This is a genomic window from Shuttleworthella sp. (genome assembly GCF_057251025.1).
Map to the genome: position 1 here is coordinate 93711 of NZ_DBHIDN010000001.1, position 13830 is coordinate 107540.

Annotated in this window: 14 protein-coding genes; all 14 read right to left on the reverse strand. The window is 55.2% G+C overall.

The window, feature by feature from the left end; genetic code table 11:
* Nucleotides 1-44 precede the first annotated feature (44 nt).
* The 14 genes from ACO5R6_RS00435 to lepB (ACO5R6_RS00500) all read right to left on the reverse strand — a co-directional run bounded on the left by ACO5R6_RS00435 (nucleotide 45) and on the right by lepB (ACO5R6_RS00500) (nucleotide 13717).
* Entirely contained in the window at nucleotides 45-329 is a 285-nt protein-coding gene (locus tag ACO5R6_RS00435) for a co-chaperone GroES (RefSeq protein WP_485625202.1), read from the reverse strand.
* A 146-nt stretch (nucleotides 330-475) separates the two neighbouring features.
* Complete coding sequence (locus ACO5R6_RS00440; protein ID WP_485625203.1) at nucleotides 476-2719, reverse strand: DNA gyrase/topoisomerase IV subunit A; 2244 nt, start codon at nucleotides 2717-2719, stop codon at nucleotides 476-478.
* 10 nt (nucleotides 2720-2729) lie between these two features.
* Nucleotides 2730-4652 carry a DNA gyrase/topoisomerase IV subunit B gene (locus tag ACO5R6_RS00445; RefSeq protein WP_485625204.1) on the reverse strand — a complete coding sequence of 641 codons (1923 nt, stop codon included), beginning with the start codon at nucleotides 4650-4652 and terminating at the stop codon, nucleotides 2730-2732.
* Between the two features lie 11 nt (nucleotides 4653-4663).
* Entirely contained in the window at nucleotides 4664-5101 is a 438-nt protein-coding gene (gene dut, locus ACO5R6_RS00450; RefSeq protein WP_485625205.1) for a dUTP diphosphatase, read from the reverse strand.
* 60 nt (nucleotides 5102-5161) lie between these two features.
* Complete coding sequence (locus ACO5R6_RS00455; RefSeq protein ID WP_485625206.1) at nucleotides 5162-6169, reverse strand: NAD(P)H-dependent glycerol-3-phosphate dehydrogenase; 1008 nt, start codon at nucleotides 6167-6169, stop codon at nucleotides 5162-5164.
* 2 nt (nucleotides 6170-6171) lie between these two features.
* Complete coding sequence (gene plsY, locus ACO5R6_RS00460) at nucleotides 6172-6837, reverse strand: glycerol-3-phosphate 1-O-acyltransferase PlsY (RefSeq protein WP_485625207.1); 666 nt, start codon at nucleotides 6835-6837, stop codon at nucleotides 6172-6174.
* Nucleotides 6834-8159, reverse strand: a complete 1326-nt coding sequence (gene der / locus ACO5R6_RS00465; RefSeq protein ID WP_485625208.1) for a ribosome biogenesis GTPase Der — start codon at nucleotides 8157-8159, stop codon at nucleotides 6834-6836. The genes plsY and der overlap by 4 nt, the downstream gene beginning before the upstream one ends.
* A gap of 19 nt (nucleotides 8160-8178) precedes the next feature.
* The gene (locus ACO5R6_RS00470) at nucleotides 8179-9522 is read right to left on the reverse strand and encodes a DUF512 domain-containing protein (RefSeq protein ID WP_485625209.1); all 1344 of its coding nucleotides are present in this window, start codon (nucleotides 9520-9522) and stop codon (nucleotides 8179-8181) included.
* A gap of 27 nt (nucleotides 9523-9549) precedes the next feature.
* Nucleotides 9550-10365 (reverse strand): peptidoglycan editing factor PgeF, encoded by an 816-nt coding sequence (gene pgeF, locus ACO5R6_RS00475; RefSeq protein WP_485625210.1) that lies wholly within the window; start codon nucleotides 10363-10365, stop codon nucleotides 9550-9552.
* A 23-nt stretch (nucleotides 10366-10388) separates the two neighbouring features.
* A complete protein-coding gene (locus ACO5R6_RS00480; protein ID WP_485625211.1) occupies nucleotides 10389-10745 on the reverse strand; it encodes a YraN family protein in 357 nt (118 codons plus the stop codon).
* Between the two features lie 21 nt (nucleotides 10746-10766).
* Nucleotides 10767-11534, reverse strand: coding sequence for a ribonuclease HII (locus ACO5R6_RS00485; protein WP_485625212.1), 768 nt, complete (start codon nucleotides 11532-11534; stop codon nucleotides 10767-10769).
* An 8-nt stretch (nucleotides 11535-11542) separates the two neighbouring features.
* Complete coding sequence (gene lepB / locus ACO5R6_RS00490; RefSeq protein WP_485625242.1) at nucleotides 11543-12130, reverse strand: signal peptidase I; 588 nt, start codon at nucleotides 12128-12130, stop codon at nucleotides 11543-11545.
* 39 nt (nucleotides 12131-12169) lie between these two features.
* Nucleotides 12170-13051: a ribosome biogenesis GTPase YlqF gene (gene ylqF / locus ACO5R6_RS00495; protein WP_485625213.1), complete on the reverse strand. Its 882-nt coding sequence runs from the start codon at nucleotides 13049-13051 to the stop codon at nucleotides 12170-12172.
* A gap of 12 nt (nucleotides 13052-13063) precedes the next feature.
* The gene (lepB, locus tag ACO5R6_RS00500; RefSeq protein ID WP_485625214.1) at nucleotides 13064-13717 is read right to left on the reverse strand and encodes a signal peptidase I; all 654 of its coding nucleotides are present in this window, start codon (nucleotides 13715-13717) and stop codon (nucleotides 13064-13066) included.
* Nucleotides 13718-13830: the final 113 nt, after the last annotated feature.

Genomic DNA, 13830 nt, shown 5'->3' on the forward strand with positions numbered 1-13830 from the left:
ACCTTCTTTCTATCGTTGACTCGAATAAGTGCAAAGGGAATCGATCACTCAACCACAGCCAGGATATCGTTCTGGCGAACAATCACGTACTCCTGTCCGTCCAGCTTTACCTCAGTGCCTGCGTACTTGGAATAGATTACCTTCTGACCCTCTTTCACCTGCATCTTGACTTCTTTGCCGTCGACAAGGCCGCCGGGTCCCACAGCAATGACCAGGGCCTCCTGGGGCTTCTCCTGGGATGCGGATGAGAGAAGAATACCGGAAGCGGTCTTCTCCTCCGCTTCAACCTGCTGCAGAACAACTCTGTCAGATAAGGGAACTAATTTCATGATTTAACCTCCTTGATGTCTATTTATTAGCACTCGTTAAAATAGAGTGCTAACTCATATGACTATATTAGTTTTTCACCCCGGTCACTGCAAGGGTAAATTTCTCGAAATCTGTGAATATTTTGTGAACAAGTGAGCAGATCCCGTCATCGCTTTACTCCCCGACTCGCCCGGCTTCCGATGTGAAGTCTGTTTAATACAACATTCGGATTGTGGGAGGAGGTCACGCCCGAGTCCTGGTCTGTCAGGATGTACATCTGGCGCAGCTGATCTGCCCTGCCGAGCTTTATGCCGGTCACACCGATTGCCGCCTTTTTCTTCTCGGGAATGTCGCTGACATGAATGCGGAGGAAGTAACTTCCCCTGGTCTCCATGACAAGTGTCTCTGATCCCCTCAGAGTCCCGACCGTAAGCAGCTCGTCATCCGGCCCCAGTTTGCTCGCGATCGACGTGTAACGGGATACGTCAAATTCCCCTCCGTCCACCTGCTTGATATAACCCTCTCTGGTCCCAAAGAGAATCTTGTGTCTCTTGACCTCTTCGAGAGCCTCCGCGAAGAGGATCTGCTCCCTGGAGGAGTCGTACTTGGACAGGTTGTCGATGGGGATTCCCTTATCTCGGAACTTTCCGGCCGGTATATCAAGGACCTTGATCAGGTGCAGCTGACCGGTCGAGCCAAAGACCGCCAGCCGATCCAGATTGGAACAGTGGATGACGTACTTGTTCTCCTTGTCGGCAGCCTCCCGGTTCCTGTCATAGGTGGCAAGATCAACGGCCTTGACATAGCCGAACCGGTCCATGAGGACAACCATCTCCTGCTCTTCAATGGGCCTCTCCTCAACCACAGCCTCCGCCACATTGGCAATGACGGTTTTTCTCTCGCGGCCGAACTCCCTCTTTAAGTCTTTTAAGTCTTTGATTATCACCCTGGCCATCTGGGCCCTGTGCTCCAGAATATCCGTATAATTCTGGATATTTTGCATGGTCTTCTCGTAGTCGCTCCGCAGCTGGTCTATCTCAAGACCGATCAGGCGGTACATGCGCATCTGCAGGATGGCATCCGCCTGCCGACCTGTAAAGTGCAGAAGTCTCGCCTCCCTCTCGGACCGGTCGCTCTTAAATCGGATCCCCTCGGTGATCCCTTCCACCAGACAGGCCTTGGCCATTTTGACATCCTTGGAGCCTCTTAAGATCTCGATAATCAGGTCAATGACATCGACCGCCTTGATCAGTCCCTCCTGGATTTCCTTCTTCTCCCTCTCCTTTTTGAGCAGGGTGCTGTACTTGCGGGTTGCAAGCTCATATTGGAAATCCACATGATGACGGATTATGGGAACAATCCCCATGGTCTCCGGCTTTCCGTCTGCGACCGCCAGCATATTGACCCCGAAGCTATCCTCAAGCCTGGTCTTCTTATAGAGAAGATTTAAGACATTCTGCGCGTCCGCCCCCTTTTTCAGCTCGATCACGATCCGGATTCCATCCTTGGACGACATATTGGAGATATCGACAATATCCGTAGTCTTCTTGGTCTCCACCAGGGAATAGGTGTCATTTAAGAACTTGCCGATATTTGCCCCTACCATGGTGTAAGGGATCTCCGAGACGACGATGGCCTCTCTTCCCCCCTTGATCTTCTCAATGCCGGCCTTGCCCCGGATCTTAATCTTGCCGGATCCGGTCGAGTAAATGGCCAGGAGATCGTCCTGGTTGGTCACGATGCCGCCGGTGGGGAAATCCGGCCCCGGAATATAATCCATCATCTGCCTGGTATTGATCTCCGGATTCTTCATATAGGCGATGACACCGTCAATCACCTCGGCCAGATTATGCTGGGGAATGGATGTTGCCATGCCGACGGCGATCCCGTCCGCCCCGTTGACCAGGAGGTTTGGAATCCGGACCGGAAGAACCTCCGGCTCCGTCTCCGTCTCATCGAAATTGGGGATGAAGTCAACGATGTCCTTGTCCAGGTCGGACAGATAGGCCTGCTGGGCAATCTTGGACAGGCGGGCCTCCGTATAGCGCATGGCGGCGGCCCCGTCTCCCTCAATGGATCCGAAGTTGCCGTGGCCGTCTACCAGCGGGACGGACTTCTTGAAGTCCTGAGCCATGACGACAAGGGCATCATAGATCGAGGAGTCCCCGTGGGGATGGTACTTGCCCATCGTGTCTCCCACAATGCGGGCCGACTTCCGGTAGGGCTTGTCGAAGCGGATCCCCAGCTCGTGCATATCATAGAGGGTTCGCCTCTGCACCGGCTTCAATCCGTCTCTGACGTCGGGCAGGGCCCTGGCCACAATGACAGACATGGCGTAGTCGATATAGGACTTTTGCATGACATCCGAGTACTCGGTGTCGATGATCTGTTCTCTTACTCTCTCAGACATTTACAACCCCTTACACATCAAGCTCGGCATCGTTGGCGTTCTCATAGATAAAATCGCGGCGGGGACCGACCTCATTTCCCATGAGCATCTCCGTGACATCCGAGGCCATCCGGCCGTCCTCAATTCCCACCCTGCGCAGGCGGCGGGTCTTGGGATTCATGGTCGTCTCGAAGAGCTGACCGGCATCCATCTCACCGAGGCCCTTATAGCGCTGGAGGGTGAAGGGGCCTGTCTGCCTCTTGCGATACTTCTCCAGGGCAAAATCATCGTAGAGATACTCCTCTTCTCCCTTCGCCGGCATGGCCTTGTAGAGAGGAGGCATGGCCAGATAGACATGGCCCTCGTAAATCAGCTCCGGCATAAAGCGGTAGAAGAGGGTCAGAAGCAGGGTGTCGATGTGGGCTCCGTCCACATCGGCATCTGTCATGACTATGATCTTGTCGTAGCGAAGCTTTTTGATGTCAAAGTCATTGCCAAAGCCCTCGGAGAAACCGCAGCCGAAGGCATTGATCATGGTCTTGATCTCCGCGTTGGCCAGGACTTTGTCAATGGAGGCCTTCTCTACATTCAGGATCTTGCCCCGAATCGGCATAATAGCCTGATAGAGACGGTTTCTTGCCATCTTGGCGGAACCGCCGGCAGAATCTCCCTCGACGATGAAGATCTCACACTTGGAGGCGTCCCGGGACTCACAATTGGCCAGCTTTCCGTTCTGGTCAAAGGAGAACTTCTGCTTGGTCAGGAGGTTGGTCTTGGTTCTCTCCTCGGTCCTTCGGATTTTTGCCGCCTTCTCCGCACAGGATATGACTGTCTTCAAGGCCTCTAAATTCCGGTCAAAGAAGAGGACGATCTCGTCTCCGGTCACCTTGGCCGTGGCCTTGGAGGCGTCCTTATTGTCAAGCTTGGTCTTGGTCTGGCCCTCGAAGCGGGGATCCGGATGTTGGATGGAGACAACGGCCGTCATTCCGTTTCTCACATCGGTGCCGGTGAAGTTCGCGTCCTTGTCCTTTAAGATTCCAAGCTCCCTGGCATAGGAGTTGATGGTGCTTGTAAACTGGGTCTTAAAGCCGGTGATATGCTCGCCGCCCTCGGCATTGTATATATTGTTGCAGAATCCAAGAATATTCTCGTGGAACTCATTGACATATTGGAAAGCCACTTCCACCCGAATCCCCTCGAAGTCTCCCCGGTAGTAAATGACATCGGTCAGGGCCTCGGTCTTCTTGTCCAGCTCTCTGACAAAGCCGATGATCCCCTCTTCCTCATGAAAGACGACATGCTCTGCCGGATCCTGCCTGAGATCGTCATAGATGATGGTCAGCTTGGGATTCAGGTAGGCCGTCTCATGGAGACGGGATTTTACATCCTTCTCGCTGAACCGGGTCTTCTCGAAGATCTCCGGATCCGGAAGGAAAGTGATTTTGGTCCCGGTCTCCCGGGTCTTCCCGATGACAGGGAGAAGGCCCTTGACCAATTTTACGGTGGGTCTGCCCTGCTCATAGTGGTCGTGGTGTATTTCCCCGTCCCGCCGGATCTCAATGTCCATATAGGTCGAGAGGGCATTGACGACCGAAGAGCCAACGCCGTGGAGTCCTCCGGAGGTCTTGTAGGCATCGTTGTCAAATTTGCCGCCTGCGTGAAGTGTGGAGAAGACAATGCGGGCCGCCGATATTCCCTTGGCATGCATCCCCACGGGAATCCCCCGGCCGTTATCTTCTACGGTGCAGGATCCGTCCGCATTCAAGCTGACATGAATCCGGTCACAGTCTCCGGCCAGGTGCTCGTCGACCGAATTGTCCACAATCTCATAGATCAGGTGATTCAGGCCCTTCGTGGAGGTAGAACCGATGTACATGCCCGGCCGCATCCGAACCGCATCTAAACCCTCTAAGATGTGGATACTGCTCTCATTGTAGCTGCTTTTCTTTGCCATATAGAACCTCGTCAAAGCTTGCCGGTAGATCCGAAGCCGGCCGCACCGCGATCTGTTTGGTCCAGATCCTCAACACATCGAAAGTCAACGGACAAAAAGGGTTGCACGACCATCTGGGCGATTTTCTGCCCGGGAAGAATCCTCCGAATCTCCCCGGAGTCATTATGCAGAGCGACCTTGATCTCTCCCCTGTAGTCAGAGTCCACCACGCCGGTGCAGTTGGCCGGCCGCAGGCCTTCCTTTGAGGCAAGTCCCGATCTTGCGTAGATTCCGCCAAAATATCCCCGGGGAATGGCGCAGGCCAGCCCGGTGCCGACCATCTTCGTCTCCTGCGGCAAGATGGTGATTTCCTCGGTCAGGTCTGCAAAAAGATCATATCCGGCCGCCTCTGCGCTGCCACGCGCCGGTATTTTGGCTGTCTCTGTCAATTTCTTAATCTCAATTCCCATACTTTCTCCCCACGACTCTATTTCACTCCGCACTTTAAAGCGAGTTCTCCTCTTCCTGTCCTACCAGGAACTGTCTTCCATCTCCGCCTTTTTCTCCCTGCACATCAGGGCAAGAACCGCTTCCCTCGCATCCATCTTCTCAAAGAGGACCCGGTTGACCTGCTCGATGATGGGAAGGTCTACCCTATACTTTCGGCCCAGAGCCAGGGCGGCCTTGGCCGAGTAGACGCCCTCAACCACCATCTTTACCCTGTCCATGGCCTCCTCAACTGACCATCCCTGTCCGATATAGTAGCCCGCCATCCGGTTTCGACTGTGCATGGACTGGCAGGTGACAATCAGGTCACCGATCCCGGACAGACCGGCCATGGTCTCCTCCCTGGCTCCCATTGCGACCGCCAGGCGGGTGATCTCCGTGATGCCTCTGGTGATCAGAGCCGCCTTGCTGTTGTCTCCGTAGCCGAGTCCGTCCGACATGCCGGCCGCAAGCGCGATGACATTCTTAAGAGAGCCTCCGATCTCAACCCCGATCAGATCCGGACTTGCATAGACCCGGAAACTGGCGTTCATAAAGATCTCCTGGATCCAGAGGGCAAACGCCCGGTCCCTGGATGCGGCGACCACCAGGGTCGGTATCTGCCTCACGACCTCCTCTGCATGAGAGGGCCCGGACAATTCCGCTGTGAGGACATGATCCAGGACATCCTCTAAGATCTGGGTCTGGCGGAAGAGCGTCTTCTCCTCGATCCCCTTGGACACACAGAGGATCTTCTGCCCCGGAGGAATCAATCCCCTGATCTTCATCGCCGTCTCCCGGCTGGCCCTGGAGGGAACCGCAAAGACCAGGAGGTCTTTCCCGGATACGGCTTCTTCCAGACAGTCGCTGTATGAAATTGCATCCGGCAGTCTTATTCCGGGCAATTTGCTCTCATTACAGGCATTTTGGCGCAGGTAAAGGACCTGGTCCCTGTTGTGAGACCAGAGGGTCAGTTCATGTCCGTTGCTGACAAGAAGGACGGCCAAAGCCGTCCCCCAAGAACCTGCTCCGAGTACACATATCCGAGCCATATTTACTCCTTCTTGTGCAGGGAGATGGTATTTTCCTCTCCTGCCATAAGCCGCTTGATATTGCTTCGATGCCGAATCAGGATAAAGATCAGAACCAGGCCGCTGATCAGGTAGGCCCAGGCCAGATGCTTCTGATAAAAGAGGAGGTGACCGCTTGCCCCCAGAAGGAGGACCTGAATGAAGAAAGTAAAGGCCGCTACAATGGATCCCAGGGAGACATAGCGGGTCTTGATAACAAGGGCAAAGAAGACGATGGCGATCAGGGGCAGGGTAGTCGGAAAGCAGGCTATGATCAGGCCGACGGAAGTCGCAGCCCCCTTGCCCCCCTGAAAGCCCATATAGAGCGGATAGTCATGGCCAAGAACCGCTCCGAAGGCGGCGACCAGGGCCAGGACATGGACCAGGTCCCCGGCGTAAGCCGGATTTCTCCCGAAAATCAGGTGCACCAGGCCGACTGCGATCAGCGCCTTGATGACGTCTAAGATCAGGGTGACCAGGGCAATCTTGGGTCCCAGGATCCGCAGGGCGTTGGTGGTTCCGATATTGCCGCTCCCCTCCTTGCGCAGATCCACATGTGCCCTCTTGCCCAGTAGAAAACCGGAGAGGAAATTCCCGCAGAGGTAGCCTGTGATCAGAGATATAATAAGTGCGATTGCGAAATGATTCATGCTTGCTCGTCCCTCTGTCTTGTAATCATGCGCAGGGGTGTCCCCTCAAAGCCGAAGTTCTGACGAATCTGATTCTCCAGATATCTGACATAGGAGAAATGCATGAGATTCTTGTCATTGACAAAAATCACGAACGTCGGCGGCTTGACGGCGACCTGGGTGACATAGAAGATCTTAAGCCGCCTGCCCTTGTCTGTCGGAGGCTGCTGCATGGCGACCGCCTCAGCCACAATCTCATTGAGTACTCCGGTTCCGACCCGCATCATGGAGGCGGCCAGCACCTGGTCAATGGTCTCATAGACCTGATGAATCCTCTGCCCCGTCAGGGCAGAGATGAAAATAATCTTGGCATAGAGCATGAAGGACAGGGTCTTGTGAATCTTGTCGATCTGGTCAGCCATGGTGTGCCGGTCCTTCTCGACGGCGTCCCACTTGTTGACAGCGATAATGACTGCCTTGCCCCTCTCATGCGCGATTCCGGCGATCTTGGCATCCTGCTCGCTGACCCCTTCCGCCCCGTCGATCATAAGGACGACCACATCCGCTCTCTCCACAGCGGCAACCGCGCGAACAATGGAGTAGCGCTCGATATCCTCATGGATCCTGGACTTTCTTCTGAGCCCGGCCGTGTCAATGAAGATGTAATCCTTCTTATGATATTTGACCCTGGTGTCCACCGCATCCCGGGTCGTGCCCGCGATATCCGAGACGATCAGTCTCTGCTCCCCGCAGAGCTTGTTGATCAGGGAGGACTTCCCCACATTGGGCTTTCCGATCACGGCAATCCTGGCGATATGATCCTCCTCGCCCGAGCTGTCACGGTCAGGGAAATAGCGAATGACGGCATCCAGCATATCTCCGAATCCCAGCTTGCCGCTTGCGGAGATGGGATGCGGATCGCCGATTCCGAGCCGGTAGAATTCATAGACATCCATCATGTACTTGTCGAAGTCATCGACCTTATTGACGACCAGGACAAGCGGCTTTTTGGACCGCCGAAGCAGATCGGCGACCTTTGCGTCAGCGTCGACAAGGCCCTGGCGAACATCCGTCATAAAGAGGATGACATCCGCCGTGTCAATGGCAATCTGGGCCTGTTCCCGCATCTGACTTAAGATCAGGTCGGAGGAATCCGGCTCGATACCGCCGGTATCAATCATGGTGAAGTCGTGTTTCAGCCAGCTGACATCGGCATAGATCCGATCTCTGGTCACGCCCGGCGTGTCCTTGACAATGGAGATTCTCTCACCTGCCAGAGCGTTAAATAGGGTCGATTTTCCGACATTTGGCCGACCGACAACGGCCACAACCGGCTTACTCATAGGTCTTCCTCTCTCCTGTCTACCGAACATGATTGCTGTGGGCGTGGAGAATCGCCTCCAGCAGGTCATCTCCGCCCGATTCTACAATATCGATGGGTACTTGTAAAGTTTGCTCCAGTTCCTCTACAGTCACATCATCTAGGAAGACATTCTCTCCTGAGCGCAACATATTGCATGGGAGGAGGAGTCGGTCACCCAGATTTTTCCCTGCGAGCTGGTGCTTGAGATCTCCTCCGGTGATCAGGCCGGACACGGTGATCCGGCCGCCGAAGAAGTCATTGTGAATCGTGTAGACCAGGACCCGAACCGAGGGATACTTTCTCATCGCTTCCTCAGAGAGCATGCGGATGAAAGGGGCCGCCAGAACCCCTGTCGCAATGCTGATCAGGCTCTCCCCGGCCGGTCCCTCATCGGAATTGTCAAGGGCGGTCCGGAATTCCTCTATGAGCAGGCGAAGCATCCCGACCCCGTTTTCCAGCTGGCTGTAGCCATCGTAATTCTCTTCCGGCGGAATTTCCTCCTCTGCCAGCAGGTAGAACTCATCCCCTGCCTGGACGAAGGGATGCCCGTGACGCTCCCCGGCGATTGCCTGCCACTTGTGAATCTGCTCTAGTACGCGACCGGCATCCTCTTTCATGAAAGGCTTGAGGGGATAGAGGCCTTCCCTGTAGCGGGTCAGACCCACGGGAACGACCGAGAGGCTCTGCATATATGGATAGAGCGACAGAAGGTCCTCAATGGTTCGATCCAGGTGTTCCCCATCATTGAGTCCCTTGCAGAGAACCACCTGCCCGTTCATACGAATCCGGGCGTCATATAATTTCCGCAGCTTGTCCATGAGCTGACCCGCAAAGCGGTTGTGAAGCATCTTCTCCCGAAGATATGGCTCTGTGGCCTGGACAGAGACATTGATCGGCTCCATCCGGTAGGCAATCAGACGGTCAATCTCCTCCTCCTTCATATTGGTCAGGGTCACATAGTTGCCCTGGAGGAAGGAGAGCCTGGTGTCATCATCCTTAAAGTAGATGGTCTTTCGCATTCCCAGGGGATTTTGGTCGATGAAGCAGAAAACGCAGGCGTTGGAGCAGGACCGGTAATCGTCCAGAAGGCCGTTTACGAAAGTGACCCCGATATCTTCTCCCTCCTCTTTCTCCAGTTCCACAAGGTGCTCAACCCCCTGTTCATCCCGCACCAGGAGGGTGGGGTCTTCCTCATCCGAATAGTAGTGGTAGTCGAAAATATCCGCCAGCCTGTGGCCATTGATGGAGACGATGATGTCACCCGGCTCCAGCCCGGCATAGTAGGCGGCAGAACCCGGACGCACATATTCAATTGTATGAGACGCACTGGATTCCATGCCCATCGTTCGTTCCTCTTTACTTTTCTTCCCCTATCCTCGAATCATCAGAAAGGCCCCCAGATTCCCCCTCCTTCCCCCGGAAGCCCTGTGGGAGAAGAAGAGGTCAGACTTACAGCAGGTGCAGATATCGGTGACTGCGATCCGGTCCTCGGGGACACCTGCATCCAGGAAAACGCGACGATTGCACTCCCGCAGATCCAGATGAGCGTGCTCCCCGGTCCTGTGGCTGATGATATCCTCTCCGAATTCCCCTGCGAAGGCGTCTGCCAGGTCTCTGCTGACCTCATAACAGCCGGCGCAGATAGAAGGGCCTACTGCCACAATGAGGTCCTCGCTTCTGCTTCCGAACGCATCCTCCATGGCCGCGATGGTCTTGGCCCCCATCCGGTGAAGACTTCCCCTCCAGCCGGAGTGAGACAGACCGATCGCCCTGTGGACCGGGTCAAGCAGATACAGAGGGACACAGTCGGCATAGAGAGTAACCAGGACCAGGCCCCTGACATCTGTAATCAGGCCATCGATATCCCGGTAGTCCCGCGCTCTTACGATTCCCTTTCCCGCGTCCCGCTCTGTCACCAGGCGGATGTTGGTCGTGTGAGTCTGGTCTGACAGGACAAGATGGTCCAAATCACTGCCCAGGGCCTCGGCAACCCTCCGGTAGTTCTCCGTCACGGCCTCAGGGTCATCTCCCCTCTCGTAAGAGAGATTGAGGCTTTGGAAGACGCCCCGGCTGACCCCACCGCGCCTTGTGGTAAAGCAGTTCCCTGCCCAGGTCTCTTGGTCCAATTTCTCAAAAGAGAGCAAGGGCAGATCCGACCGGCTCCGGTCCGAAAGTCCTGGTGTCATTTGTCTGTCCCTCCTCCGGCCGGTCAGAAAGCGGCCCGATAGTGCCTGATCTCCTCTCCCTCAATCGCCAGCAGGTCAAAGCGAATGGGCCTGGTCTCTGCGATCCGGTGGGTCATGCGGTAGTAGTCGGCCACCCGGTAAATGGTTCTTATCTTAGCCGGCCCGACCGCCTCTTCCGGAAGGCCATGACTGCGGCTCCTGCGGTACTTGACCTCGACGAAGACCAGGCACTTGTCTTCTCTTGCGATCAGGTCAATCTCTCCCAGGCGGCAGCGAAAGTTGCGCTCCAGAATATCCATCCCCTTGCGGGTCAGATAATCTGCCGCGAGCCGCTCATAGAAAGCCCCCTCTCTTCTCCGATTTACCCTCGCCTCACTCATCTCTTGCCTTTCATCCGCCGGTCAGACAAAGTGCCCGATAAAACTCCTCCTGTGGATGGCCGTCGGCCCCTTCTCGCGAAGTGCGGCAATATGATCGGCTGTGCCATAGCCCTTGTTCCTTGCAAAGCCATAGCCGGGGTAGACCTTATCGTACTCCACCATCAACCGGTCTCTTTTCACTTTCGCCACAATGGACGCCGCTCCGATGCTGATGGACCTGGCATCTCCGTGAATCATGGGAATCTGCCGGATGGATATTCCGGGGATCGTGACCGCGTCGTTTAAGAGGATTTGCGCGGCCGGATCCAAATGCCCGACCGCCTCCCGCATTGCCTCATAGGTGGCCTCAAGAATATTGATCTGATCAATTCGCTCCGGCGAACTCATACCGAATCCAACCGAGAGAGCCTCCTCCATAATCTGATCATAGAGGGTTTCTCTTCTTTTGGCGGATAGTTTCTTGGAATCATTGATCCCCAAAATGCGATGTCCCCTGGGGAGAATCACGGCGGCCGCCAGCACCGGACCGGCCAGGGGGCCGCGTCCCACCTCGTCAATTCCGGCGACATAGGAGAAGGTCTCCCAGGCTTTCTTCTCAAAGGTCATGATGGAATCCATGCGGGCCTCTTCCGCCAGACAGCGATCCATTTTCCTTCTCGCCTGCGCCACGAGCTCTCGGACGCCGGCTCTCTCATCCGATGCATAGAATTCGATGAAAGAAGTCAGATCGGAGGGCGGGCATTGCCGCAGCCGCTCCCGGACCTGACTGATTGATTCCCTGTCTGTCATAAGACCTCCTAGTTGCTGTGCCGGACGAACCCGATTTTATTGAGAGGCCATATCCTGAGCAGGGCCCTTCCGACCATGGATTTGCCCCGGATGGGGCCGACTCTTGAGTCTCGACTGTCCATGGAGTTGTTTCGATTGTCTCCCATGACAAAATACTCGTCATCGCCCAACTGGATCGGCTTCTCCGCAAGTCCCGGATCCGCAATGGTCTCTCTGCCGAAGTGCTCCTCAAGGACCTGACCGTTGATGTAGATCTTTCCGCTCGCATCGATTTGGACCGTCTCTCCGGGCAGACCGATGACCCGCTTGATGAAGAAGGTCGAGGGATCCCTGGGATAGGGGAAGACCACCACATCAAACCGCTTGGGGCTGCCGAATCGATAGGAAATCTTGTCGACGATCAGATTGTCTCCATTATCCAGGGTATCCTCCATGGAGGACCCGTTCACCCGGGTTCTCTGTCCCACAAAGGTGATAATCAGATAGGCAAATAAGACCACCAGGGCCATGTATAAGATGGTTGAAAGAATGTCCCTGGACCGGCTCCTCTTGTCCTCTGCCCGGTCCCTGGTCTCTCCTGTCTGCTCTTCTTTCAGCTGTTCTTTCCTCGATTCTCCCACGCAATTGCCTCGCTTCTATAAGAATTCAATACTGCTTGTATCATCCCCGGATGATTCCGCCACCCGCTCGACACTGACTCGGCCCAGCTGACCCTTGCGAAATTCATCAAGGACCAGGTTGGCGGCCTTCAGATAGTCTATCTCATTGCCGGCCACAAGGCATCCCCGTTTCAGGGCGATCGCCTCCAGAATTCCGACATCCTCCCCCTCCTCTGAAATCGCGTAGCGATCCCTGAGGCGGCCCGGATAGAAGCTCCGCAGGAAAGAAATAACAGAGAGGGACAACTCCTCCACCTGCAGAACATGGTCCGCGACAGCCCCGATCATAGCCAGGTGAATCCCCACCTCCTGACCCTCGAACTTAGGCCAGAGTATCCCTGGCGTATCCAGAAGGTCCACATGGTCTCTCAGGTGAATCCACTGTTTGCCCTTGGTGACGCCCGGTTTATTTCCCGTCCTGGTGGCCGCCTTGCCCGCAAGAGAGTTGATCAGAGTCGACTTCCCGACATTCGGAATTCCGGCAATCATGGCCCGGATCGGACGATTTTTCAGTCCCCTCTTCATGTCGCGCTCCCGCTTTGCGGCAGTGGCTTCCATCATCGCTTTCTGTATGACCTTGCGGGAGGACGTTTCTCTGGAATCCAGAGCCAGAGCCGTGATCCCCTCTGCCTCAAAGCGGTTCAGCCAGCGGCCGGTCTCATCGGGATCAGCCAGGTCCGCCTTATTGAGCAGGATCATCCTCTCCTTGCCGCGGCTTAACTTGTCAATTTCAGGATTTCTGCTGGACAGGGGGATTCGAGCATCCAGAAGCTCAATCACAAGGTCAATCAGCCTGATATCCTCTTGCATCTGTCTTCTGGCCTTGGTCATATGACCGGGAAACCATTGAATATTCATCTTATGTCCTCTTTATGACAGGGGGCCGAAATGGTCCCGGCTGATATCAAACCAGGCCTTGCCGACCAGGTCTCTCCCGGAGAGAAAACCGATGCTGGCATAGCGGGAGTCCTCACTATTGTTGAAGTTATCTCCCATGACCAGGTACTGGTCCTCCTGAAGCTGCGTCTTCTTGGCCAGATTCCCGGCATACTGGATTCCGATGAAGCTGACGCCGGCCCGCCGAAAGACGCTGCCATTGACATAGAGTTTTCCGGCAGAGATATAGACCAGGTCTCCCGGCCCCGCAACCAGACGCTTGACGGTGTAGGAGGCGTTTTTCTTATTGGCCGGTCGAAACACAAGCAGGTCCCCGGCCTTGGGCCGACGGACATGATAGACAAGTCGATTGACCAGGGCCAGGTCTCCTGCGCAGAGGCTCGGTTCCATGGAAGATCCGGATATGGTAATTCCCCTTCCGAAGGAGAAGGTCAAGAAGAAGGCCAGGAGGACCACAAGGAGAATCTGTCCCAGCCAGAGCAGACTTCTGCAAGCCCTCTCCTTGGACCTGCGTCTTCTGCGGCGCGTAAATGATAGATTCCTCGTCGCCTCTCTGGTCGACTCCTCGCTCTTTTGGAGAAATATGTTCTTATGTGCGATTCTTGAATTGCGCCGAAAGACGGACATAACAAGCTCCTTGATCAAAATGCCTGGCCCTATTTTATCTGATCCCTCTCCTCCCTTCAAGAAATGAAGCGGCTCCTCGACAGACCTTTGACCCCATGAAAAAAGGACTGCTC